Raw genomic sequence first — 24,304 nt, 5'->3', positions numbered from 1 at the left:
ATATAGATAGATTTTTAATTATTTACCATGTACGGAATGGTAAGAATTTCCCATTAAGTGTAATCACGATACGAGGATCGCCACCTTTTGGATCTTCTTGTGTATCCACACCTAGGTTGAAGTTAATCGCACTCATTACACCTTCGCCCGCTTTTTCTAAGATTAACTCTCTAATAGTTGGTGCATATTGTAACATCATTTCATATAAACGATATGCAATCGGGTCCGTAGGAGGCATTTCCATCACTTGGCCGCGAAGTGGAACTACTGTCAATGCTTGAACTACTTCTTCATCTAATTCTAATAGTTTACCAATTTTTTCTGCTTCTGGACGTGTCATTGTAGCTTGTCCTAATAACGCTGTTACAACCCAAGTCTCAGAGTTTTCACTTACTTTTGCAATTTCTTCCCAAGTTAACCCTTTTTTAATTTTTGCCGCTAAAATTTTTTGCGTAGCTTCTTGTCTATTCATATCTAATACTTGTTTTTTCATATCTCATAACTTCCCTTCATATACGTGATAATTATTATTTTGTTTTACTATTTAACGCTTTATATCCATCAACCACTACATCTAATTTACCTGTGTGAGGGTCAATAACTAAACCATGTACAGGAACATCTTTTGGGATAAGTGGATGATTTCTTACTAAATCAACATTAGCTTGCGTTGAGTCGCAAACATCATCGAATCCGAATAACCATTTTTCAAGGTCAATACCAGCATATTCAATTGCTGATAAAATTTCTGATGAAGCTACTCCGCGATCTAATATTTTTTGAAGTGTTCCTTTTGGATTCGTTTGGCTCGCGCCACATCTATGGTGTCCAATAAGGAAGATTTCATCTGCATTTAAATCGTATACTGATGCTACAACACTTTGCATAACACTATCGAAAGCAGAAGCAATTTTACCACCTGCATTTCTGATAACTTTTGCATCACCATCGTGTATATCTAAAGCTTTTGGAAGTAGCTCAATTAAACGAGCATCCATGCAAGAAACAACAACCATACGTTTTTTAGGCATTTTTGTCGCTTCACGAGGAGCGTATTCCTTATTTTCTACAAAATGTTCATTGAACGATAGAATTTCTTGTAATAACATATTTGTAACCTCCTTTAAATCTAGATGTATTTTTTTGTTGTGTCCTCTGTGTTATAAGTAAATATAGCTGATAAATAATGTGATGTAAGAGGATAAACTAAGTATAGTGAATTGTATCGATAAGCAGAATAAGTTGGCGAAACACTTTCGGGCTTTCTACTTTCACGGTGAAAGGATTGGTTTATATCATTGATCAAACAGATTTTGAGATACTGAAATTATTAGGAGAAAACTCAAGAATACAATGGAAAGAACTTGGCCAAAAAATACATATGACGGGGCAAGCTGTAGGAAATCGAATTCGAAGATTAGAGGATTTAGGGATTATTGAACAGTATACAATTGCAATAAACCGAATCAAATTAGGACAAGTAGTGACTGCATTTGTTACTTTGTTCGTAACAACAGCTAATCACCAAGAGTTTATGAATTTCTTTCAAGGAGAAGAAGGGATTTCTGAAGTACACCGTATAAGTGGTGAGGGGTGTTATTTATTAAAAACACATTTTGCTTCCAACGAAGACTTAGATAACTTTCTAGGACGACTATTAAAATACGGGAACTATCGTGTTAACTTATCAATAGGAAAGTTGAAATAAGGTTTCTTTTCTTTGGAGGAGATAGTAACGTTATTTGCTAAACTTTATTTGTATAGAGATAATGAAGTCGTTTAATGTTTATCTTAAATAGTCAGAGCCTTACTACAATTTATGTGTAGTAAGGCTTTTTAAAGTTGTTATATTCAACAATTAAGCTGAAGTGTTGAGGGGGGATATGAGACGATTTCTTTCAAGAGAATCATAAATGATTTTGTCTTAAGGAAGATCTTGCAACTCAGTACAGGATCTTTAATTAAACGTTTTTAAAAGCTAAATTGTGGTTTCATATCCCCTTTATAAGGTTCATGTTCAACGAATATAGTTATATCCTTACCAGCTTGGTCTTTACCAGTTCTTTTATACGTAAATTTATTCTTATTTAGTTCAGTAAGTTCAAGAGCAGCACCATATTTATTATTTCCAATTGAAACATGGGCTCTTATTTTATTTTCATGTACAACATCGAAGTAGCCATAATCACCGCGGCTTTGACCTGTTTCGCTATTGAAGAACTCATATTTATTAGATTTGTCATCAAATTTTGCTAGACTTATAAAATTCGAATTAAATTGTGTTACATCGTTACCAGCTTCGTCTAATACCTTTGTTCCGTGCCAAAGGGTACCGCCTAAAATTTTATCTCCATCAACATTTTTAACAATATCTCCTGTAGTCGTGTTCAGCTGCTTGTCCGGATCAGTGAAAGAAAGTTCTTTTTCTTTATATGGAACATGTTCAACGAAAACTTCTACATCTTTACCGTTAGCGTCTTTCCCCATTCGTTTATAAGTAAATACATTTTTATTTAGTTTTGTCATGTCAACGACAGCTTGATACTTCATTGATTCTGAAATTAATATTCTCTTCTTCCCATCATTTGTGACAAAGAAAGTTCCTTTATCGCCACGACTTGCACCTGTTTTAGCATCAAAAAATTCATATCTGCCTGACTTCGCATCATATTTTGCAAGACCAATGAAGTTTGCATTCTCTTTTGTTAAGTCATTCTTATCTTTGTCATACACTCGTGTACCTTGCCAATTTGTCTTGCTAAGAATATTAGCCATTTTTTGCCCTTTAGTTAATTTATTTTCCTTTTTTGTTTCTTTAGCAACTTGTTCTTGTTTTTGTTTACTATGATTTTCTTCAGCTTTAGTACCAGCACACCCTGTTAATGCTAATGTGAATCCGAGCAGTACGGATGATAGTGCTTTTGTTTTTTTGTTCATGTTTTATCGTCTCCTTATTTTAGTACGGTTTGCGATTATAGTAGCAGTGCGTCATATATGAACTTAGTTGCTACGTTTCTTATGTTAATACCCGACTATAAACTGCCTCTAAATAAAACATTAAAAAAAGATAAACTAATTCCTAAAAAATGTTCATATTTATAAAAAATCGCTAGCTTGTTGTAGTGCCTACGAGTAATCCAACAAATACATTGTAATGAAGAAGGAAAGTCGTTAACAATAATGTAATTCCTAATGGAGCCAATCGATTGTATTGCAAAATTTTCGAGCTAAACTGTAGGGGAAATGAAGATTTTATAGAATTCGTTTCGTATAGGAAGGGGATGTCCATGTTTGATTCAACAGATTTTAAGATTATACAATTACTACAAGAAAACGCTAGAATGAACTGGAAGGAAATTGGGGAGATAGTACATTTGACTGGTCAGGCTGTCGGGAAACGAATTCATAAATTAGAAGAGGCAGGTGTCATTCAAAAATATACGATAAATATCAACAGGGCTAAGCTAGAAGGATCTATTATGACCTTTGTTACACTATTTTTGCATGCACCGCACTATCATAATCAAATTCAAAAATTTTTTGAAAAAACGGACGTAATTACTGAAATGTATCGTATAAGCGGCGATGGGTGCTATGTCATGACTCTTCACACATCTTCGCATCAGCAATTAGAAGAGACTCTTGCAGATGTTTTACATTATGGTGATTATCGTATAAATACTGTCATTAAGACAATGGAAAAAAAGAAAGAATAAGATACTTATCCTTTCTTTTTTTTTGAACTGTAATTTTTTATTTGCTCTTGTTTATAAAACAGTTTGCTGACATGACTGTTGCATAAATATCACCAAACTCTAATGCACTCATGAACGATTGATGAGCGTGTACTGCGGGGATTAGATTTCCTTGAAATTCTAAATCTTTTGTTGTACAAGCATCTTCAATTACAATACATTGAAATCCGAAGTCACTGGCAGCGCGTACTGTTGCATCAATACATACATGAGTCATCATACCGCAAATGACTAGTTGATCTATTTTTTCTGTCTTTAATGTTTCTAATAAATTTGTTCTTAAAAAACTGTTAGGGTGATGTTTTTGAATGACTCTTTCGTTAGCAATCGGTTGTACATCATCATAAATTTGAACACCTACTGTATCGGGTAAGAAGAAAGTAGCCCCTTCGTTGTTCGCAATATGTTGTACGTGAATAACTGTTTTATGCTTTTCGCGAAATACTCTCAAAACTTCTTTCGCTTTTTGTGCGGCTTTTTCAGGTTGATGTAATTCCATATTGCCACCTTCAAAGTAATCATTTTGTATGTCGACTAATAGTAACGCTTCGTTCATAGTTAATCCCCCACATATATTTGTACAGTACGTTGTTTGTACTGTACCGTTATTATATAAAGTGTAGGTATGCGGAAGTAATAGCGTTATGAAACGATTTTAACGTATATAGTTTCATTATGAAAAAGGTGAAAGTTGGTATAGGCACAAATGGATTTTGTGGAATTCACGGCAAAGTTATAGGTAGAGTGGCGTTGTAGGATAAAAACCATAACTTTGCTGGAGGATCGGGTTATGGTTTTTTTTATGAGGAAATGCGATTTTAAGTTTTTGCTGAAGATGTTTTTCTAGGATATGCTGTGAGTGATTGAAGTGAGGTAGTGTCGGATATTGTCGACCGATCGATATATTAGAAAAATCGTTGATATATTGTGAGTTATGATAGATATATTGGAAAAATCGTTGATATATTGCTAGTTGTGATAGATATATTGAAAAAATCGTTGATATATTTGTAAAGGGGTGTTTGAGGTGATTGTGAAAGAAAGAAAAATACCGATTTATATAAGACAGTTAGAAGCGCTTCTTAGAAGGTTACCTGTACATCATCCGAAACGAAATATAATTGGAGAAAACTTGGCAAAACACATGGCGGGGTATAAAGGGGAGCAAGCGATTGATTATCCACTTAGTTTTATTTCTGAGAAAGAGTACAGTGTTTTACATGATGTTCGCTTATCTAATCATGATCAATACTTTCAAATTGATACTATTATCATTTCCACAAAGTTTCTTCTGTTTCTTGAGATAAAAAATATAGCAGGTACATTAATATTTGATACAAAGTTTAATCAACTTATCCGAATAACAGAAGGAAATTCAGAGGGATTTCCAGACCCTGTTTTACAAATAAAAAGGCAGGAAATACAACTTAAAAAATGGTTAAGCTTACATGGATTTTCTTCTAGTCTTCCAATCGAGTCCCTCGTTGTTATTAGCTCGCCTCGTACCATTATAAAATCTTCAGATGACAATCTTCTTCATACAATTATTCATAGTGCAAATCTACCTCATAAAATAAAGTGGTTTGAAAGTAAATATAAGAAAAAAGTTATAGATAATGTAGATAGGCTCATTCATCAAATAATAGCGGAGCATTCTCCACTTCAACAAAATATACTTGAGCAATATAAAATAGAAAAAGAGGAGTTGCTAAATGGAGTACAATGTGAGAAATGCTTAGTTATTCCAATGGTTAAAGTTAAGAAGGGGTGGCGTTGTACAAGTTGTAAAGATTTTTCAAAAGTGGCACATGAGGGTGCTATACGAGATTATGCATTGCTCATTAGTACGACATGTACGAACGGTAATTTGAAAGAGTTTCTCCATGTTTCGTCAGGTATGGTTGTAAACAGAATTCTCCACACACTAAATCTGGCCTATACTGGCAACAACAAAGGACGAATATATGATTTAACTTCTTTCCAATCGTAATTTTGCTATAATAAATAAGTACTCATACGAAGGGGAGTTTAAAGATAAAATGAAGTCGTTTAATATCGATCATGTTATAGCTAGTATTTTGCAATGGATATTAAATATAGCTTTAATTATATTATCCATTGTGTTATCGATTTTCTTAGTGAATGAGACGATCACGTTTGTGCAGTATATTTTTTCGTCAAAAGAGTATACGTCTTATAAATTGGTTGAAAGTATCATCGTCTATTTCTTATACTTCGAGTTCATTGCATTAATTATTAAGTATTTTAAATCGAATTATCATTTCCCGTTACGTTATTTTATTTATATCGGAATTACGGCTTTAATTCGGTTGATTATTGTGTCTCATGAGGAACCGATGGAGACGTTATTATACGCAGGAGCAATTCTTGTTTTAGTTATTGCTTTATACATATCGAATATGAGAGATTTGAGAAAAGAGTAGTAGTGCAGACGTAAGTTTGCACTACTTTTTTACATCTTGACCTTCAAGTTGCTTGAAAGTTTACAATGAAATTAGGGCGTTTGAAATCGAAAAAAATTGAGAAATTAAGTGAAGAGGTTTCTTTTACTTGGAGGTTATAGGAATGAATCAGGAATTGAAGTTACGTCCATTAGAACGAGAAGATTTAAAGTTTGTACACGAACTGAATAATAATGCCCATATTATGTCGTATTGGTTTGAAGAGCCGTATGAGGCATTTGTGGAGCTGCAAGACTTATACGATAAACATATACATGATCAAAGCGAACGCCGATTTATCGTTGAGAAAGACAATGAGATGGTTGGATTAGTTGAGTTAGTAGAAATCGATTATATTCATCGTAGAACAGAATTCCAAATTATTATTGATCCAAATTATCAAGGATATGGTTATGCAGCAGAGGCGACGCGTTTAGCGATGGATTATGCTTTCGCTGTATTAAATATGCATAAGATATATTTAGTTGTGGATAAGGAAAATGAGAAAGCAGTCCATGTTTATAAAAAAGTTGGATTTATGGTAGAAGGTGAGCTTATCGATGAGTTTTTCGTTGATGGTAACTATCATAATGCGATAAGAATGTGTATGTTTCAGAAGCAATATTTTGAAAGCAAGTAGTTGAAAGATTCGGAAGTAATGTTGACGCTTCGTAAAACCATATGCTAAAATCCCTTTTAAGTATTAAGGAAGGTGCAGAACATGCTTTATATAAAATTTGTAAAACTCATTAGAAAACTTTGCTCCGCACAAATGTATACGGTGAAGCGTTGTACGGAGCTTAATCAAGGGGCATAAATCCCTATATTCATCGACTGAATAACTTTTCTAAAAAAGTATAGTTTATCTATGCTTATTTGGTTATGGTTTTTCAGTTGATGTATAAAATAGATTAAGGGGCCATAGACAATGCTTTGTCTATGGCCCTTTGTGTATATTATTCCGATGAGCTTTTACTGTAAATTGGAGTAGTATGGGAAAAACCACGAAGCAGAGGGCTAGTGTCGAATGATGCTATCTCTCTGCTTTTTTTAATTTCAGGAAAGAGGAATAAAAATGAGTTTACTTAAAGTTGAAAGTTTATCACATAGTTTTATTGATAAAGTATTATACGAAAATGCTTCTTTTGATTTGCATAAAGGCGAGCATATGGGAATTGTTGGACAGAATGGTGCAGGGAAAAGCACATTAATGAAAATATTGGTGGGAGAAATTATTTCTGATAAGGGAGACATAAAGTGGCAACCCAATATTCAAATTGGACATCTTGATCAATACGCAGAAATTGATGAGGGTTATACCATTTCACAATATGTAAAGAGAGCCTTTTATGATTTGTATGAAATGGAAAAGAGAATGAACAAGTTATATGAAGAAAGTGCGATGACTGGAGATGAGAATCAACTATTGAAAGCAGCTGAAATACAAGAACAGCTTGAGGCTCGTGATTTTTATTCAGTAGACAGCGTAATAAATAAGGTGGCAGCCGGTTTAGGTATTGATGCGATTGGGATGGATCGTGTTATTGGTGAATTAAGCGGAGGGCAGCGTGCAAAGGTAATTTTAGCAAAGCTTTTATTAGAAGAGCCTACTATTTTATTACTAGATGAACCGACGAATTTTCTCGATAAGGAGCATGTGGAGTGGCTTGCTAATTATTTAATGAATTTTGAAGGAGCGTTTATTGTCGTATCACATGATTTTGATTTTCTGGAAAAGGTAACTTCTTGCATATGTGATGTAGAGTTCGGAACGGTTAAGAAGTATTACGGAAAATACTCAGATTTTGTAAGACAAAAGGAGCATTTGCGAAAAGATTATATTCGCCAATATTATGCACAGCGAAAGAAAATTGAAAAAACGGAAGAGTATATTCGTAGAAATATTGCTGGGGTGAATTCAAAAATAGCGCAAGGTCGTAGAAAACAATTGGAGCGTATGGAAAGAATTGCGCCACCAAGTTTTACTCATAAACCGTCTATTCATTTTCAGGAACTTCCCATTTCAGTTCAGACAGTTCTTGAAGTAAATAACCTTGAAGTTGGTTACGATTTCGCTCTCTTACCAAAGTTAAATTTTTCAGTAATGGGTGGGCAAAAACTTGTTATTACAGGTTTCAATGGAGTAGGGAAATCTACTTTATTAAAAACAATCGTTGGAAATATTGCTAGCATTTCTGGAGAGTTTCACTTTTCAGAGCAAATAAAGATTGGATATTATGAGCAAGATTTAAATTGGAGCAATGATTCTTTAACGCCGCTTCAAATTATTTCAGAACAGTTTCCTAAACTGAATATGAAGGAAATACGCCATCATTTAGCTGCGTGTGGTGTGAAGGATACGCACGTTTCGCAAGAAATTCGGACGTTAAGTGGTGGTGAACAATCGAAGGTGAAACTGTGCGGATTATTACTATCACCTTGTAACTTCTTAATTTTAGATGAGCCGACAAATCATTTAGATGCAGAAGCGAAGGAAGCTTTGCAAAAGGCGCTAATTCAGTTTAAGGGCAGCATTATACTCGTATCTCACGAAGCAAGTTTTTATCTTGATTGGGCAGATAGCATCTTTGATATAGAGACAGGATTAGTTAAGGGGGTGTGAAACATATGAGTGAAAACAATTGGAAAACGAAAATTATATTATTTTTGACCGCTCAAACTATTTCGTTGTTCGGTTCCTCTCTCGTGCAATACGCGATTATATGGTATATCACCCTTACAACATCATCAGGAGTGATGTTGACTATTTCAACTGTTTGCGGTTTTCTACCACAAATTGCGATATCTTTGTTTGCAGGTGTTTGGATTGATCGTTATGACCGTAAAAAGATGATTATGTTATCGGATGGGGTTATAGCGATTGCGACGTTAGTTTTAGCAAGTTTATTTTTAACAGGATATAAAAGTATTTGGTTACTTTTTATTGTGTTACTCATTCGTTCAGCTGGAACAGGAGTACAAACGCCAGCTGTGAATGCATTAATTCCGCAAATCGTTCCGAAAGAGTATCTTATGAAAGTAAATGGAATAAATAGCAGTATTACATCTTTAATTATGTTTCTTTCTCCAGCAGTAAGTGCTGCGATTCTTTCTATTGCCAGCATTGAAACAACATTTTTTATTGATGTTATTACAGCCATGTTTGGAATTAGTATTATGTTTGTTATTCAGGTCGAAGGACATGTGAATGTAGAGAGTAAGCAAAAATCTAATCTACAAGGAATTAAAGAAGGGTTCTCTTATTTAAAAGAAAATGTATTTATTAAAAGGCTAATCCTTTTATTGATTATCGTCATGATTTTAATAAGTCCAGCTGCTTTTTTAACGCCTTTAATGGTAACTCGTTCTTTCGGGGCCGAAATGTGGAGACTTACTGCGAGTGAGATGACCTTTAGTGCGGGTGCGGCAGCTGGTGGCGTATTGATTGCGGCGTGGGGTGGTTTTCCTAATCGTATGCATACAACAGCGCTAGCTTGTGCATTATATGGACTGCTTATGATTGGACTCGGAATAGCACCGATATTTACTATGTATTTAGTATTTAATTTTTTAATTGGTATAACAATGCCGTGCTTCAATACACCAGTTACTGTGTTATTGCAGGAGAAAGTAGAACCATCGATGCACGGGCGGATGTTTAGCCTTGTACAAATTGCGAATTCATGCGCGCTTCCTTTAGGAATAATAATATTTGGTCCATTGTCGGATATGTTTAGTGTAGAGATTTTATTAATTTATGCTGGGATATTCGTGCTATTTTGCGCAATGTATGTTGTATTAAGCAAGAGGTTTGAAGTGTAAATATTTATGATTTAGAAGGTTTGCGAAGTGATTTAAGATGCTTCGTAAACCTTTTTGTTATTAGTTTAGTTAATAAATATTTATTGTTAAACAATAAATATTTATTGACTGTTAATGTTGTTTTAGATAATATGATGTTAACGATCTAAGGAGAATTACATGAGTAGAGGAGAATGTGAAATGAAAAATAAATACGTAGTAGCTATTTCTTTAATGATTTTAGCGATTATTTCTTTAACTATACATGCTTCAAACAGTAAAATAGGAGCGGATGGATTCCTTGAAGAACCTTTCTTTTTCCTAGTACCGATAAGTTATGTATTGTTCCTTAGTGGTATTGGTGTATTACTATTTGGATTTATTACTTCAAAGCTGAAAAAGGGCAATAGATAGGAGCTACCAATAGGGACAAAACACTCACTATGAAATAGAAACATACCATATGGAAGAAAAAGAATAAGTGAGATGAATCATGATGAATCATTATTTTTATAATGGTAGACAAGTAGGAGCAGCTATTACGCTGGCTGGGGCACAAGGGACAATTCATGCTGTGAATCAGGCTATTCAAATGCAACAACAAGCATATTTTGCACAAATGATGCAAAGTCAGTATATGCCGTATTCACAACTTCCGATGCAAATTGTACATTACGATGTACATCCAGCTGGTTTATTTTCCATTCCATATGGCGGGACATACTTCTTATGAAAGAAAGCGACTGGTTAGAGTCGCTTTTTTTTATATTCCGCCTAGCTTCATTCCAAGGAAGGCAAAGGCGATACCAATTATGTAAGTAGCACTTAAATATAAAAGGAAGATGTACAGTTTTTTACGATTGAGAAGCTGAACAGATTCTAATTTAAGCGTAGAAAATGTAGTGAATGCGCCCATAAATCCAGTACCTAATAATAGTTGCCAGCCTGTAGTGACTCCGTTGCCAATTATATATCCAAGTAAAAATGCCCCTGTTATATTAATAAGGAATGTAGCAATTGGAAATTGTGTTTTATTTCTTTTCTTAAACCAATTGCTAATTGCAAATCGTGTAATCGCGCCGAAAAATCCACCTGTTGCCACTAATAAAGCTTCTATCATAAGTGATCACCTTCCGTAAGATGTTTCTTAATTAAGAAATCACCTAGTGTATAGCCAAGACCAGACATAATGAGACCACCAAGTATGCTGCATGATACATATAAGAAAGCCGTATCCCATTCAGAATGATTGATTAGTTGCACAGTTTCTACACTAAATGTTGAAAACGTCGTAAAGGAACCAATGAATCCAGTCCCAATGCCTGTGATAATTTCTAATGGTAAGATGTTTCGCCGAGCGATATAGGTAGTTAGCCACGCTAATAGGAAGCAGCCGAGTAAGTTGATGAGCAATGTAGCTAGCGGAAATGAATGATTCCATGAAGTATGAATAGTAAGACCTAAATAATAGCGAGAAAGGGCTCCTAATATACCGGCTATGCCAACGATAATATAAATCAATTTCTTCACCTCTTTAAATAGCTTGCTCAAAAAAATAGACTCCTACCAGTAGTTATACTGGTAGGAGTCATTAGCTAAGCAGCAGTTATGGCGAACTCCATCGCCTCTGATTATTACATATAGTGTACTAAATATACCGTTTAATTTCTAGTGAGGAGGTGGGTGTAACTTTTCTTTTTTTGATGTCTGAAGGTTTTTTAGTAATTAAAATGAGATCGATTACTTATCAACTAAATATAGTGATATACAGTTTTAATTATGATAAAATGTTTCTTATGTGTGTCGTTTTATTTTATTTGACTGAAAATAAAGAAAAATAAATTCGCGTGAAAAGGAGTCATTTATTTGAAGAAATTTTTAAAAATCGTATTTATATGTGTTTTAGTATTAGCGGGCATTGTAGGAGGATTTCTAGCGTATATGACACTTACTAAAGAACAGCCTGCTGATGTTATAAGCTTGAAGGTGGAGAATAATAAGGAGCGCGTATTAGCGACTGGAAATGAATTTAAAGTTACAACATTTAATATTGGATATGCTGGGTTAGATAAGGATCAAGATTTCTTTATGGATGGTGGAAAGGGATCTGGTTCAAGTAGTAAAGAGCAAACGGAAATTAATTTAAAGAATATGCTTTCGTTTTTACAAAATGAGAATAGTGATTTTGCGCTATTACAAGAAGTTGATATAAAGTCACTTCGTTCATTTGATGTAAATGGACATGAATTTTTGAAAAAAGGATTACCTGATTATGTTTCGTCATTTGGCAAGAACTACGATACGAAATGGGTTCCAGTGCCAATAACAAATCCAATGGGATATGCGGAGGCTGGATTAAGTACGTTTTCTAAATACACTGTTCAAGAAGCGAAGAGGTTCCAGCTGCCTGGAATGGAGCCTTGGCCAAAGCGTTTGTTTGATTTAGATCGAGCAATTGTGGAATATAAAATTCCTGTTAATAATGGGAAACATGTTAGACTCGTAAATCTACATTTGTCTGCTTATGATGAAGGCGGGAAAATTAGAAAACAGCAAGTAGAGTATTTAAAAGAATATATGAACAAGCATTATGAAAATGGTGATTACGTAATAATGGGCGGAGATTGGAATCAATTAGTTTCGAACGCTCAATTAAGTGATCCGAAGTTTGTGAAAGAGCGTCCTGAGTGGTTAGTAGAGTTACCGAAGGATTTTACGGACGGTGGCTTTAAGTGGGCTGTAGATCCGTCTGTTATGACTGTGAGAGATGATGTAAAGAAATATGTCGAAGGTGAAAATTTCGTCACTATTATTGATGGCTTTATCGTTTCACCGAATGTAGAGATTGTAAATGTACAAGGGAAAGATTTAAAGTTTGAAAATAGCGATCATAACCCAGTGAGTGCGGTATTTAAACTGAAGTAATTGATATGTATAAGTAGAAGGTGGGGCTTCATATGGAGTGGTTAAAGAGGACTTGTTTTTCTAACCTTGAGAAAGAATCACAGAAAAATCATTTATTACTGTTTATAACGATTTGTAGTTTCTGCCTTGGGATAATCGCGATTGGGTATTATGGATATATTTTTACAGAGAGAGCAATAGCGTTTTGGATTTGTGGTATTTCTGTCGTTGCATTTGGAACGCTTTTTACTTTTATAAAAAATATGGAATCAGCGTATAAATATATCATGACATTTATGTTGCTTACCATGTCTTACATCATGGTACAAGCTTTTAATGAAAGCCCGGCTGTATTTCAAATGGTTTATTTTACATTAGCTGTTTCACTTATTTACTTAAGTGAGCGCCTCATTTTAATTCTTGGCGGGGTAGCTGTTGTGATCACATTTATTCTTTGTAGCTATTGGCCGAAGCAATTTTTTGCTTATACAGCCTCGTCTGAAGCTGCTAATTTTGCAAGTTTGTTAGCGATTGTAACAATTGCTATGTGGGGCGTCACGAAAATCGGTTCTAATCTGCTCCTTCATTTAAGTGATGAGAAGCAAGAAGTAATGAGAAAAGCTCAGGAGCTAGAAGAGACGCAAAGGCTTATTGAAGAAACAGTTGTGAAACTAGATAGTAATTTCAATCATTTAAGGCAAAATATGAACACGTCGATGGAATCGATGAGTGAAATTAATTTTGCCTTTGAAGAGGTAGCAGTTGGTACGCAATCACAATCAGAGATGATGTATCGTTCGGTAGAGGTATTGAATGATATGGAGGGAAATATTGAACAAATCATCTCTCAAGTAAGAACTGCATCGGCTCGTGTGGATGAAAGTTTAGACATTTCAAAAGGTAGTGTACATACTTTAAGAAATTTTGAAGCTAACATGAGAAGTTTAAATGATGTTGTTTCACAGTCTGGAATTATATTTAGAGATTTAATGATGCAATCGAAACAAATTAATGAAATTGTAGATGTAATAACGAATATTTCAAGTCAGACGAGTTTGCTAGCTTTAAATGCAAATATTGAAGCTGCGAGGGCAGGTGAGCATGGAAAAGGTTTTGCTATTGTAGCGAGTGAAGTGTTAAAGCTTGCTGAAGAATCAAATCGTTCTGCGGGAAGAATTCAGGGGATTTTGAAGGAGTTTAGTAATCAAGCAAGTAAGGTAGAAGTGCAGGTAGAGAAGTCAGAAAGAGTACAAGAAGAGTGTAACGAAATGTTAGCAAGCGTTTTAACAAACGTAACTGATTTAGGGAAGTTTATTGATGCGATTAATAAAGTAATGCGAGAGGTTGTTATTCATCAAGAAAGTTTCCAAGTTAAAACGACGAATATTGTAAAGGATGTTACGCATGCTTCTAACGTAATTCAGCAAACTTCTACAGCTACAGAAGAAGTGCTAGCGAGTGTGGAAGAAGAAAAACATCGAAATGATATATCGGTGAAGACGTTACATACTGTTAGCGAGCAAGTGAAGTTGCTAGAAGATATTCTAGAAAAGTAATATTTCTTGAAAAGGGCACACCATGTGTGCTCTTTTTTCATTTAAATGAATACTTGATAGTAATTTAATTGCTTTTCTGCGTGTTTTCTGCCAAGCTTAAGGAGATAAAGTGAGACTAATACCTACTGATTATTAGTTGAACCTCGCAAATAGCGGGATAAAATACTTCAAAGAAAGAATTATATAGGTGACGAATATGATTGAAGTTAAGACTTCTGAACTTAGTGATGGAGAATTTAATAGAGGTGTATTTGCAACTCGTGATATTAAAAAGGGTGAGTTGATTCACTCAGCACCAGTTATCTCTTATCCGAATGAACAGCATGAACACATTGAAAAAACGTTACTTGCTGACTACGCATTTGAGTATGGGGTAAATCATACGGCATTCCTGTTAGGATACGGCATGTTATTTAATCATGCATATAATCCGAATGCAACGTATGAAATTGTCTTCGAGAATCATACTTTTAACTTCTTCGCGTATAAGGATATAAAAGCGGGAGAAGAAATTTTAATCAATTATAATGGTGAAGTTGATGACGATGAGCTATTATGGTTTGATAAGGAAAAAGAAGAGAACGAAAAATAATTTAATGAGTATAGAAAGAGCACATTCTGTGGAATGTGCTCTTTTTTCATTGATGTAAATAAAGTAAAAAGTACAAAAAAATACCACTTTCTTTTTGTATGGTATAGTAAGATACTGAGGGATAGTGTTTTGAAAAAGTCACATATTTTACAAATTGTTGTCTTTCTGATGACATGTCAAGTTTAGTAGTCCATTTGGGTTGCTTTATTATGCAATATATATTTTAATATGAGTGGCACCTCTTATAAATTAAGAGGTTTATAGGTGTCTCGAATTGATTTTGGGTACACTGTATCCACCACTTTAGGTTCTTTCATGTACGTGGGGATATTATGGGCCCGTATAACGGGATAAAATGAATATAGAAATAGAGGAATCGTAAAATGAATATGCAAGAGGTTTATAAATATTTAAGTACGGTATTGCCTGAAGGACATGTTAAACAAGATGAAATGTTAAAGAATCATACGCATATTAAAGTTGGCGGAAAAGCAGATGTTTTCGTTGCGCCTACAAATTATGATGAAATTCAAGAAGTTATCAAATATGCGAACGAATATAATATTCCAGTTACGTTTTTAGGAAATGGATCGAATGTCATTATTAAAGATGGTGGAATTCGCGGGATTACAGTAAGTTTAATTCATATTACAGGTGTTACTGTAACAGGAACGACGATTGTAGCACAGTGTGGCGCAGCAATTATTGATGTATCACGCATTGCATTAGATCATAATTTAACGGGTCTTGAGTTTGCTTGTGGTATTCCAGGTTCAGTTGGCGGAGCATTATATATGAATGCTGGTGCATACGGCGGTGAAATTTCGTTTGTATTAACAGAAGCTGTCGTAATGACAGGTGATGGAGAGCTACGTACTTTGACGAAAGAAGCATTTGAATTTGGATATCGTAAGAGTGTATTTGCGAACAACCATTACATTATTCTTGAAGCGAGATTTGAACTTGAAGAAGGTGTACGTGAAGAAATTAAAGCAAAAATGGATGATTTAACGTTTAAGCGTGAGTCAAAACAGCCTCTAGAATACCCTTCTTGTGGTAGCGTATTTAAGCGCCCACCAAATAACTTTGCTGGTAAGTTGATTCAAGACTCAGGACTACAAGGTAAGCGAATTGGTGGAGTAGAAGTTTCTTTAAAACATGCTGGATTTATGGTGAATGTTGATAACGGAACAGCACAAGATTACATCGATTTAATTCACTTCGTACAAAAGACAGTTGAAGAGAAATTTGGCGTGAAGTTAGAGCGAGAAGTAAGGATTATTGGAGAAGATAAGGAATAACGAAATACGTATGAAGATATGAATTATTTTAAAATAATATTTGGGTATTGTTGACAATTTTTTTTCAATTCAATATAATGGCTAATAATTTAACAAATAACATACGTTGAAAGAGCCCAGTAGCAGTTTGTCACTGTTAACGAGAGAGCTAGGGGTTGCTGGAACCTAGCACAAACAAACTTGCGAATTACACTCTGGAGTATCTTAGGTAATGCTAAGCGGACTAGCAATCGATATTATTGCTAAGAGTGGTATGAGTAGCTATGCTATTTATGCAAACTGGGTGGTAACACGGTGAATAATCGTCCCTATGTCTATCGTAGACATAGGGGCTTTTTTGTTTTTAAAAAATAAAGGGGATGACAAAAGATGAATATTATTGATGAATTAGAATGGCGCGGCGCCGTTAATCAGCAGACTGACGAAGAAGGCTTACGTAAGCTAGTAGAAGAGAAAAAGATTTCACTATACTGCGGAGTTGATCCAACTGGTGATAGTATGCATATCGGACATTTGATTCCGTTTATGATGATGAAGAGATTCCAATTAGCTGGCCATCATCCTGTTATTTTAATTGGCGGGGCAACAGGAACAATTGGTGATCCGAGTGGACGACAATCAGAGCGTCAACTTCAAACGTTAGAAGTGGTTCAGCATAATGTAGATGCGTTAACAGCACAAATGAAAAAGCTATTTGATTTTGGTGGAAATAGCGAAGTGAAGATGGTAAATAACTATGATTGGACACATGAAATAAATATTATTGAGTTTTTACGTGATTACGGGAAAAACTTTAGCATCAATAGCATGTTAGCGAAGGATATTGTAGCAAGCCGTTTAGATACAGGTATTTCTTTCACAGAATTCACATATCAAATTTTGCAAGCGATGGATTTTCACCATTTATACACGAAAGAGGATGTTCAACTTCAAATTGGTGGTAGTGACCAATGGGGAAATATTACGAGTGGTTTAGATTTAATTCGTAAGTTAGAAGGTCATGAGGCTAAAGTATTCGGATTAACGATTCCGTTATTATTAAAATCGGACGGTACGAAGTTTGGTAAATCAGCAGGTGGTGCAGTTTGGCTTGATCCTGAAAAAACGACACCGTTTGAATTTTACCAGTTCTGGGTAAATACAGATGACCGTGACGTAATTAAATACTTGAAATACTTTACGTTCTTAAAGAAAGAGCGTATTGATGAATTAGCAGCGAAGGTAGAAGTCGAGCCTCATAAACGTGAAGCGCAAAAAGTGCTAGCGGAAGAAATGACGAAATTCGTTCATGGAGAAGAGGCGTTATTACAAGCTGAGAAAATTACAGCAGCGTTATTTAGCGGAGATATTAAATCGTTAACAGCTGATGAAATTGAACAAGGTTTTAAAGAAATGCCAACATTCCATTCTTCAAAAGAGACAAAAAATATTGTAGAGTGGCTAGTTGATTTAGGAATTGAACCATCCAGACGACAAGCACGCGAGGACATTAATAATGGTGCGATTTCTATGAATGGTGAGAAAGTAACAGATGTGGGTACGGATGTTACTGTAGAAAATTCATTTGATGGAAGATTTATTATTATTCGTAAAGGGAAGAAGAACTACAGCCTTGTGAAGTTAGGCGAATAGTTTGTGTGAAAGGGGTGGGAGTAGGAAGAATACTTCCACCCCTTTCATATACACAATTTGGACATAAAATAATCAGTAAATTTAGATAATTAAAAGGGTTATATTATTCTTCTGCCGAATATATAAGTTAGAGAAAATTACGGATAAAGTGAAACTTTAATCAGTGGGGGGATTGTTCCTCCCCACTGATTATTAGTTGAACCAATCGGGCTTTTACGGGCAGTTAATCTTCCGACTTCATCCCTGCATTCACTGGATTTTAAGGTGGAGGTTTTACTGCCCGTTAATGCGGGATAAAAATAGCCCGAACCATGCTGGGCATGATTCGGGCTTATATTCAGATTAGTAAGCTAAGCTGAATAGACCTTTAATATGTGATAAGTAACGAACGTTACTTGCTTCTTTCATTAATGATGCTGGTAAGCCTTTAAGTGGAGTATTGCTTGCTCCAATTGTAGCAACCGCATCTTTACGTCCTAGACTAGCAAGTGTTCCAGAGTTTACAGGTGCGAACTCTTCGAATGCTTTGCCTTCTAGTGCTGCGTATAAGTTGTATCCAATTAACTCACCCATTTGCCAAGCGATTTGTGCAGTTGGTGGGTATGGACGACCGTCTGGAGAGAAGACAACAGCGCTGTCTCCAGCAACGAATACGTCTTTGTGAGAAGTAGATTGCAGGTATGCATCAACTGTTGCACGACCACGGTTAACTTCAAGACCTGATTCACCGATTAATGGGTTACCTTGTACGCCACCTGTCCAAACGAATGTGTTAGCAACAAGTTTTTGACCGTCTTTTAAGTCGATCTCATTGCCAGCAACGTTTGTTACAGGAAGACCTGTTAAGAATGTAACACCGCGTGCTTCTAGGCTAGTAGTTGCACGTTCGATTAAGTGGTCTGGTAATACTGGAAGGATTTTTGGACCTGCTTCAACAAGAAGAAGTTTAACTTCTTTTGGATTTACGCCGTGGCTTTTTGCAAGTTTAGGCATAATGTCAGCAAGCTCACCAACTAGCTCAACGCCAGTTAATCCGCCACCACCGATTACGATTGTAGCATCAGCTTCGTTTTTCGTTTTCGCGTATTCACGAATACGGTCTTCAACGTGTTTGTAGATTTTGTTTGCATCAGCAGCAGATTTTAATACCATGCTGTTTTCTTCTAGTCCTGGAATACCGAAGTAAGCAGTTTTACTTCCTAAAGCAACTACAAGTGCATCGTAAGATAAAGTAGTGCCACCAGCTAGTTTGATTTCTTTGCTATCAACAGAGAATGACTCAACTGTTGCGATTTTAAGATCGATATCTTTGCCTTTGAAAAGCTTTGTAAGTGGCATTGCAATTGCTTGCTCAGACACGTTACCAGCTGCTAGGCGGTGTAATTCAGTGATGATTTGGTGTGTTGGGTATTGGTTAATCACTGTAACTTGTGCTTCTGATTTGCTGTAATATTTACGTACGTTTAAAGCGGCAAGAAGACCGCCATAACCAGCGCCTAAGATGACAATTTGTTTTGACATAGTATGATATCCCCCGTCTTTACTAATTGTTGTTATAAGTTAAATTATTTATTGTTACGTTCTGCACTAATTTGAAGATATGCGTTCACAAAGCGGAACATTTTTTGTGCTTGTGGATCTTTTAGTAATTTTAATAGACCGAATAGGCCGATAACTTCAGTACTTTCGTCAGCACGATCTTTCGCTTCGATTGCAGTTGCAGCCATGCTTTTCACTGTATCTTTTACAGGTTCTACAAGCTCTGTAATTGCACCAACAGTGTCGCTTTTTAATACTTCATCAGTAGCAACAGTTTGAGCGAAGTCATAAGACTTAGTTAAAATGTTAACAAGCTCAGTTAATTTTGGAAGCTGTTCTACTAGTGTTGTTAATGATTCTTGTACCTCAGGTTTTAACAACTGATCAAGTACATCAAGTTGTCCTTGGCTAGCAGAAATTTGTACAGTTTCTTGTTCTGGCTTTGTTTGAGTCATAGTTTCTGGCATCTCCAATTCTCCTTTACGATAGCAATACTCTTATTTTTTATAAGTAAGATAGTAAACGTTTACGAAACTTTATGCAAAGTTTCACAAAACACAATAAAATGCCTTTAAATATATGGCAGCAAACAAGCTGACATAGATCTAAAACCACATTTTCTTACCTATTGTTTATGAACTGTCCGATACATGGCTTGTCCGCATAATGGAAAAGCTCCGCTACCGGAAAGTGTATATAATATATATCCTATATTATATACTATATGCACCTATGTTAACATAAAAATGATTCCTAATTATTTGATATTGAGTGTATAACCTAGTGCTGACAAGGTATGAAAGCGTATAAAATATTTTGTTTTAGTTAGAAATGTACATATATATATAGAAAAAAAGGAAAAAACGAACAAATTCATGTTCGTTTTTTCCTTTTTTCCTATTATTCACCTTCTGCAATTAGCATCGATGTATTACCTTCTTTTTCAAGATGACATTCGCCCCAAGTACAAAGAGAGTCAAGAATTGATTCTAAAGACCAACCGTAATCAGTAAGGGAGTATTCTACTTTTGGCGGGACTTGGTTGTAGACTTTTCTTTGAATGACCCCGTCGTCCTCTAATTCGCGTAATTGCTGAGTTAACATTTTTTGTGTAATACCAGGCATTAAACGTTTTAGTTCACTCGTTCTTTTTGTGCCTTTCGTTAGATGACAAAGGATAACAACCTTCCATTTTCCACCGATAACCTCTAAAGTCGCCTCTACAGGAATATTGTATTTCTTCATATGAAACCCTCCTTTTATGAGTAAAGTAAGCTTAATAATACAAATGTTACTTTTTAGTACCTATAGCACTTTAAAGTACGTACTTTTTATCATGTTAAATATGTTTCATAATAGCACATGTGAGAAGCAAGTGAGTAGTACGGTACCAAAAAGTGACTATGTTACTTTTTAGTGCCTATCGTACTTTAAAGTGCGTTCTTCAAAAAAGGAATGAAACCATTCATAATAGCATTTGTAAGTATAAAATATATTTTTTAGAAGATAAAAGGGCCTTTTTATCACACTATTATGATTGGATTTCTTGTAATAAGGAGGAATTCAATTGAGTTCATATACAGTACCATCTTCAGAAGTTCAGACGAATCGAAGAAGTATGTTTGCTTTATTAGCACTAGCAATTAGTGCATTTGGGATTGGTACGACCGAGTTTATTAGTGTCGGTTTACTACCATCTATTTCGAAAGATTTAAATGTTTCGGTTACAACAGCTGGTTTAACCGTTTCTTTATATGCATTAGGAGTAGCGTTTGGTGCTCCAGTATTGACGTCATTAACAGCTAGTATGTCGCGAAAGACGTTGTTAATGTGGATTATGATTATTTTCATTATTGGCAATGGTATTGCGGCAGTAGCAACAAGTTTTACTGTGCTACTTATCGCGAGGGTTGTATCTGCGTTTGCGCATGGGGTTTTTATGTCAATTGGATCTACAATTGCGGCTGCGCTTGTACCTGAGAATAAACGTGCAAGTGCAATAGCATTTATGTTTACTGGTTTAACTGTTGCGACTATTACAGGTGTACCAATTGGAACATTTATCGGTCAACAATTTGGCTGGAGAGCATCGTTTATGGTTATTGTGGCAATTGGAGTCGTTGCTTTAATCGCCAACAGTATGCTAATTCCTTCTAACTTAAAAAAGGGTACGTCTGTATCATTTCACGATCAATTTAAGTTGATTACGAACGGAAGACTATTACTTGTATTTATCATTACTGCATTAGGATACGGGGGAACATTCGTAACATTTACGTATTTATCTCCGTTATTACAAGAAGTAACAGGATTTAAAGCAAGTACCGTTACAATTATTTTGTTAGTATACGGAATTGCAATTGCGATTGGGAATATGGTCGGCGGAAAATTATCAAATTATAATCCGATTCGAGCGTTATTTTACATGTTCTTTATTCAAGCGATTGTATTATTTGTTTTAACATTTACAGCGCCATTTAAAGTTGCTGGATTCATTACAATTATTTTTATGGGACTATTTGCGTTTATGAATGTCCCAGGGCTACAAGTGTATGTCGTTATCTTGGCTGAGAGGTTTGTACCTAGCGCTGTTGATGTAGCATCAGCGATTAACATTGCAGCATTTAACGCAGGAATTGCTCTTGGTGCTTACTTGGGCGGTATTGTAACGAACTCGTTAGGATTAATTCATACGGCTTGGGTAGGCGGAATTATGGTAGTAGGTGCTGTGATTTTAACAGCGTGGAGCATGACATTAGAAAAAAGAGATCAAGTAAAATAAAAGGAGAGAAAATAAAATGAAAAACTTACAAAGTAAAACAGTATTAAATAATGGTGTAGAAATGCCTTGGTTCGGTTTAGGTGTATTTAAAGTAGAAGAAGGACCAGAACTTGTAGAAGCTGTAAAATCAGCGATTAAAGCAGGATACCGTAGCATCGATACAGCTGCAATTTACGGAAATGAAAAAGCTGTAGGTGAAGGAATCCGTGCCGGTATTGAAGCGACTGGTATTTCAAGAGAAGAATTATTTATCACTTCAAAAGTATGGAACGCAGATCAAGGATACGAAGAAACAATTGCTGCATACGAAGAGAGCTTAAAGAAATTAGAACTAGATTATTTAGACCTATATCTTGTTCACTGGCCTGTAGAAGGAAAATATAAAGATACGTGGAGAGCGCTAGAAACACTTTATAAAGAAGATCGCGTACGTGCAATTGGCGTAAGTAACTTCCAAATTCACCACTTACAAGATGTAATGAAAGATGCAGAAATTAAGCCAATGATTAACCAAGTAGAATACCACCCTCGTTTAACACAAAAAGAATTACAAGCTTTCTGTAAAGAACAAGGTATTCAAATGGAAGCATGGTCACCACTTATGCAAGGTCAATTATTAGATAACGAAACATTACAAGCAATTGCTGAGAAACACGGTAAAACAACAGCACAAGTGATTTTACGTTGGGATCTTCAAAACGGAATAATCACAATTCCAAAATCAACGAAAGAACACCGCATTATTGCAAACGCGGATGTATTTAACTTTGAATTAACAAAAGAAGACATGGAAACAATCGATGCGTTAAACGAAAATCACCGCGTTGGTCCAGATCCTGATAACTTCGATTTCTAAGATTAAAGTAAGAAAGAAAAAAGAGTGCTTTTATGCACTCTTTTTTTGTGCATAAAAATATTTTCTAATTAAATACTACTTAGTATTAAGTTTGTTATTAAGGGGCTGTAAATATGAATATAAAGCAATCGTTCAAACTTTTAGCTATGTTTTTAAGTGTCTTATTTGTATTATTCCCACTTCAAAAAGCATTCGCAGAGGTTATGGACCATACAAAGTATGAAATGGATTGGAGTTATAGTAGGTCAAAGAAGAAACCAATCCGAACAGAACTTATTAAAACGGCAGATGGAAAAATTGCATTTTGCTTAAATGTAGACTTAAAATCTCCGAGCGGTCAAGACTTACCAGAAATGGGTAAAGTAGATATTAACGTGTACCGTGTACTGTTGAATGGATATCCACAAAAGAGCCCACAAGAATTAGGGGTATCTGATTGGAGAGAGGCGCATTACGCAACGCAACTGGCAGTGTGGAATGCGTTAAAACAAATTGATGTTAATGATTTAGATTTCCGCAATAAAAATGTAGAGAAAGTAACGAAAGACATCGTTGCAAAAGCAAACGCTAGTGAAGAGTTACAAGAAATTACGATGAGTGTAACTCCTACAGAAGAACAAGAAGCAGTATTAAAAAATGATTTCTTTGAAACAGGTTTATATACAGTAGAAACAAATGCAAAAAGCGGAACGTATAAAGTGCAAGCAACAGGTGCACCAGCGGGCGTGAAGTTTGCAAATGAAAAAGGCGAAACAAAAACAGAATTTAATGTAGGAGAGAAGTTCCGCATTTTAATTCCGAAACAAACACCAGCTGGTGGATTTAGCTTTAAAGTATCAGGAAATTTAACGAAATTACAAGGGATTGCGCATAAAGGTACACCGACTATTCAAAATGCAGTAGTATTACTTGAGCGTAGTGAAGAGAAAACGAGCCCTGAGTTAGCGGTAAGTTGGAAAAAGGCTGAGGCTCCAAATAAACCAAATAAGCCATATACTCCAAATGAACCGCATAAACCGAATCAATATAAAAGGTAAATAAAAGCATTGGCCTATGCCAATGCTTTTTGTATGCAAGGATTAAAGTTATATTAAGAAAATAATAAAATAGATAAAATAGTGTTT

At 35.3% G+C, this 24,304-nt stretch carries 26 protein-coding genes, 1 riboswitch and 1 other annotated feature; of the genes, 17 read left to right on the top strand and 9 right to left on the bottom strand.

Annotated elements, in window-relative coordinates; genetic code table 11:
- Positions 1–22 precede the first annotated feature (22 nt).
- On the bottom strand, positions 23–472 hold the full coding sequence (gene cynS, locus NZ044_RS25190; protein ID WP_029443571.1) for a cyanase: 450 nt from the start codon (positions 470–472) through the stop codon (positions 23–25).
- A gap of 55 nt (positions 473–527) precedes the next feature.
- A complete protein-coding gene (locus NZ044_RS25185) occupies positions 528–1,109 on the bottom strand; it encodes a beta-class carbonic anhydrase (RefSeq protein ID WP_000926482.1) in 582 nt (193 codons plus the stop codon).
- Positions 1,110–1,276: 167 nt separating this feature from the next.
- Here NZ044_RS25185 and NZ044_RS25180 point away from each other — a divergent pair, with 167 nt between their 5' ends.
- Positions 1,277–1,708: an Lrp/AsnC family transcriptional regulator gene (locus NZ044_RS25180; protein ID WP_002008929.1), complete on the top strand. Its 432-nt coding sequence runs from the start codon at positions 1,277–1,279 to the stop codon at positions 1,706–1,708.
- Positions 1,709–1,971: 263 nt separating this feature from the next.
- On the opposite strand, the gene NZ044_RS25175 is transcribed toward NZ044_RS25180, so the two are convergent.
- Positions 1,972–2,937, bottom strand: coding sequence for a DUF4822 domain-containing protein (locus NZ044_RS25175; RefSeq protein ID WP_042596471.1), 966 nt, complete (start codon positions 2,935–2,937; stop codon positions 1,972–1,974).
- 350 nt (positions 2,938–3,287) lie between these two features.
- Here NZ044_RS25175 and NZ044_RS25170 point away from each other — a divergent pair, with 350 nt between their 5' ends.
- Positions 3,288–3,716 carry an Lrp/AsnC family transcriptional regulator gene (locus NZ044_RS25170; RefSeq protein ID WP_000460473.1) on the top strand — a complete coding sequence of 143 codons (429 nt, stop codon included), beginning with the start codon at positions 3,288–3,290 and terminating at the stop codon, positions 3,714–3,716.
- A gap of 37 nt (positions 3,717–3,753) precedes the next feature.
- On the opposite strand, the gene NZ044_RS25165 is transcribed toward NZ044_RS25170, so the two are convergent.
- Positions 3,754–4,311 carry a cysteine hydrolase family protein gene (locus NZ044_RS25165; RefSeq protein ID WP_001001093.1) on the bottom strand — a complete coding sequence of 186 codons (558 nt, stop codon included), beginning with the start codon at positions 4,309–4,311 and terminating at the stop codon, positions 3,754–3,756.
- Between the two features lie 477 nt (positions 4,312–4,788).
- Between NZ044_RS25165 and NZ044_RS25160 the strand changes: the two genes are divergently transcribed.
- From NZ044_RS25160 to NZ044_RS25130, 7 genes are all read left to right on the top strand, one after another.
- Positions 4,789–5,745 carry a nuclease-related domain-containing protein gene (locus tag NZ044_RS25160; RefSeq protein WP_002181000.1) on the top strand — a complete coding sequence of 319 codons (957 nt, stop codon included), beginning with the start codon at positions 4,789–4,791 and terminating at the stop codon, positions 5,743–5,745.
- Positions 5,746–5,794: 49 nt separating this feature from the next.
- Positions 5,795–6,199 (top strand): phosphate-starvation-inducible protein PsiE, encoded by a 405-nt coding sequence (gene psiE, locus NZ044_RS25155; protein ID WP_000834707.1) that lies wholly within the window; start codon positions 5,795–5,797, stop codon positions 6,197–6,199.
- A gap of 142 nt (positions 6,200–6,341) precedes the next feature.
- Complete coding sequence (speG, locus tag NZ044_RS25150; protein ID WP_061666149.1) at positions 6,342–6,857, top strand: spermidine N1-acetyltransferase; 516 nt, start codon at positions 6,342–6,344, stop codon at positions 6,855–6,857.
- A 435-nt stretch (positions 6,858–7,292) separates the two neighbouring features.
- Entirely contained in the window at positions 7,293–8,840 is a 1,548-nt protein-coding gene (locus tag NZ044_RS25145) for an ABC-F family ATP-binding cassette domain-containing protein (protein ID WP_044783103.1), read from the top strand.
- A gap of 5 nt (positions 8,841–8,845) precedes the next feature.
- Entirely contained in the window at positions 8,846–10,039 is a 1,194-nt protein-coding gene (locus tag NZ044_RS25140) for an MFS transporter (RefSeq protein ID WP_118961885.1), read from the top strand.
- A 159-nt stretch (positions 10,040–10,198) separates the two neighbouring features.
- Complete coding sequence (locus tag NZ044_RS25135; RefSeq protein ID WP_000086300.1) at positions 10,199–10,432, top strand: DUF3955 domain-containing protein; 234 nt, start codon at positions 10,199–10,201, stop codon at positions 10,430–10,432.
- 79 nt (positions 10,433–10,511) lie between these two features.
- Entirely contained in the window at positions 10,512–10,751 is a 240-nt protein-coding gene (locus NZ044_RS25130) for a DUF3947 family protein (RefSeq protein WP_000980956.1), read from the top strand.
- Positions 10,752–10,781: 30 nt separating this feature from the next.
- Here NZ044_RS25130 and crcB (NZ044_RS25125) read toward each other — a convergent pair whose 3' ends face one another.
- Both crcB (NZ044_RS25125) and crcB (NZ044_RS25120) read right to left on the bottom strand, forming a co-directional pair.
- Positions 10,782–11,138, bottom strand: a complete 357-nt coding sequence (crcB, locus tag NZ044_RS25125) for a fluoride efflux transporter CrcB (protein ID WP_000568584.1) — start codon at positions 11,136–11,138, stop codon at positions 10,782–10,784.
- Positions 11,135–11,539, bottom strand: coding sequence for a fluoride efflux transporter CrcB (crcB, locus tag NZ044_RS25120; protein WP_000639338.1), 405 nt, complete (start codon positions 11,537–11,539; stop codon positions 11,135–11,137). Before crcB (NZ044_RS25120) ends, crcB (NZ044_RS25125) begins: the two co-directional genes overlap by 4 nt.
- Before the next feature lie 54 nt (positions 11,540–11,593).
- Positions 11,594–11,653, bottom strand: a riboswitch (Fluoride riboswitch).
- 231 nt (positions 11,654–11,884) lie between these two features.
- On the opposite strand from crcB (NZ044_RS25120), the gene NZ044_RS25115 reads away from it, so the two are divergent.
- The 5 genes from NZ044_RS25115 to tyrS all read left to right on the top strand — a co-directional run bounded on the left by NZ044_RS25115 (position 11,885) and on the right by tyrS (position 18,003).
- Positions 11,885–12,943 carry an endonuclease/exonuclease/phosphatase family protein gene (locus NZ044_RS25115; RefSeq protein ID WP_000714043.1) on the top strand — a complete coding sequence of 353 codons (1,059 nt, stop codon included), beginning with the start codon at positions 11,885–11,887 and terminating at the stop codon, positions 12,941–12,943.
- Between the two features lie 32 nt (positions 12,944–12,975).
- A complete protein-coding gene (locus NZ044_RS25110; RefSeq protein WP_000455070.1) occupies positions 12,976–14,478 on the top strand; it encodes a DUF4077 domain-containing protein in 1,503 nt (500 codons plus the stop codon).
- 196 nt (positions 14,479–14,674) lie between these two features.
- Positions 14,675–15,070: an SET domain-containing protein gene (locus tag NZ044_RS25105; protein ID WP_000573651.1), complete on the top strand. Its 396-nt coding sequence runs from the start codon at positions 14,675–14,677 to the stop codon at positions 15,068–15,070.
- 383 nt (positions 15,071–15,453) lie between these two features.
- Positions 15,454–16,371: a UDP-N-acetylmuramate dehydrogenase gene (murB, locus tag NZ044_RS25100; protein ID WP_001057103.1), complete on the top strand. Its 918-nt coding sequence runs from the start codon at positions 15,454–15,456 to the stop codon at positions 16,369–16,371.
- A 97-nt stretch (positions 16,372–16,468) separates the two neighbouring features.
- Positions 16,469–16,684 (top strand) — a binding site (T-box leader).
- Between the two features lie 56 nt (positions 16,685–16,740).
- Positions 16,741–18,003: a tyrosine--tRNA ligase gene (gene tyrS / locus NZ044_RS25095; RefSeq protein ID WP_001021089.1), complete on the top strand. Its 1,263-nt coding sequence runs from the start codon at positions 16,741–16,743 to the stop codon at positions 18,001–18,003.
- Positions 18,004–18,345: 342 nt separating this feature from the next.
- Here tyrS and NZ044_RS25090 read toward each other — a convergent pair whose 3' ends face one another.
- The 3 genes from NZ044_RS25090 to NZ044_RS25080 all read right to left on the bottom strand — a co-directional run bounded on the left by NZ044_RS25090 (position 18,346) and on the right by NZ044_RS25080 (position 20,787).
- Positions 18,346–19,524, bottom strand: a complete 1,179-nt coding sequence (locus tag NZ044_RS25090) for an NAD(P)/FAD-dependent oxidoreductase (protein ID WP_000043199.1) — start codon at positions 19,522–19,524, stop codon at positions 18,346–18,348.
- A gap of 44 nt (positions 19,525–19,568) precedes the next feature.
- A complete protein-coding gene (locus NZ044_RS25085; RefSeq protein ID WP_001115310.1) occupies positions 19,569–20,009 on the bottom strand; it encodes a DUF1641 domain-containing protein in 441 nt (146 codons plus the stop codon).
- 433 nt (positions 20,010–20,442) lie between these two features.
- Positions 20,443–20,787 (bottom strand): winged helix-turn-helix transcriptional regulator, encoded by a 345-nt coding sequence (locus NZ044_RS25080; protein WP_000760473.1) that lies wholly within the window; start codon positions 20,785–20,787, stop codon positions 20,443–20,445.
- Between the two features lie 373 nt (positions 20,788–21,160).
- On the opposite strand from NZ044_RS25080, the gene NZ044_RS25075 reads away from it, so the two are divergent.
- The 3 genes from NZ044_RS25075 to NZ044_RS25065 all read left to right on the top strand — a co-directional run bounded on the left by NZ044_RS25075 (position 21,161) and on the right by NZ044_RS25065 (position 24,217).
- The gene (locus NZ044_RS25075) at positions 21,161–22,324 is read left to right on the top strand and encodes an MFS transporter (protein WP_164852167.1); all 1,164 of its coding nucleotides are present in this window, start codon (positions 21,161–21,163) and stop codon (positions 22,322–22,324) included.
- Between the two features lie 16 nt (positions 22,325–22,340).
- On the top strand, positions 22,341–23,180 hold the full coding sequence (locus NZ044_RS25070) for an aldo/keto reductase (RefSeq protein WP_000793558.1): 840 nt from the start codon (positions 22,341–22,343) through the stop codon (positions 23,178–23,180).
- Between the two features lie 113 nt (positions 23,181–23,293).
- Positions 23,294–24,217, top strand: coding sequence for a thioester domain-containing protein (locus tag NZ044_RS25065; protein WP_001022528.1), 924 nt, complete (start codon positions 23,294–23,296; stop codon positions 24,215–24,217).
- Positions 24,218–24,304 lie beyond the last annotated feature (87 nt).

It is taken from the genome of Bacillus sp. FSL K6-1338 (assembly GCF_038006965.1).
In the GTDB taxonomy this organism is placed as follows: domain Bacteria; phylum Bacillota; class Bacilli; order Bacillales; family Bacillaceae_G; genus Bacillus_A; species Bacillus_A thuringiensis_S.
This window is presented reverse-complemented; position numbering and strand designations above follow the sequence as displayed.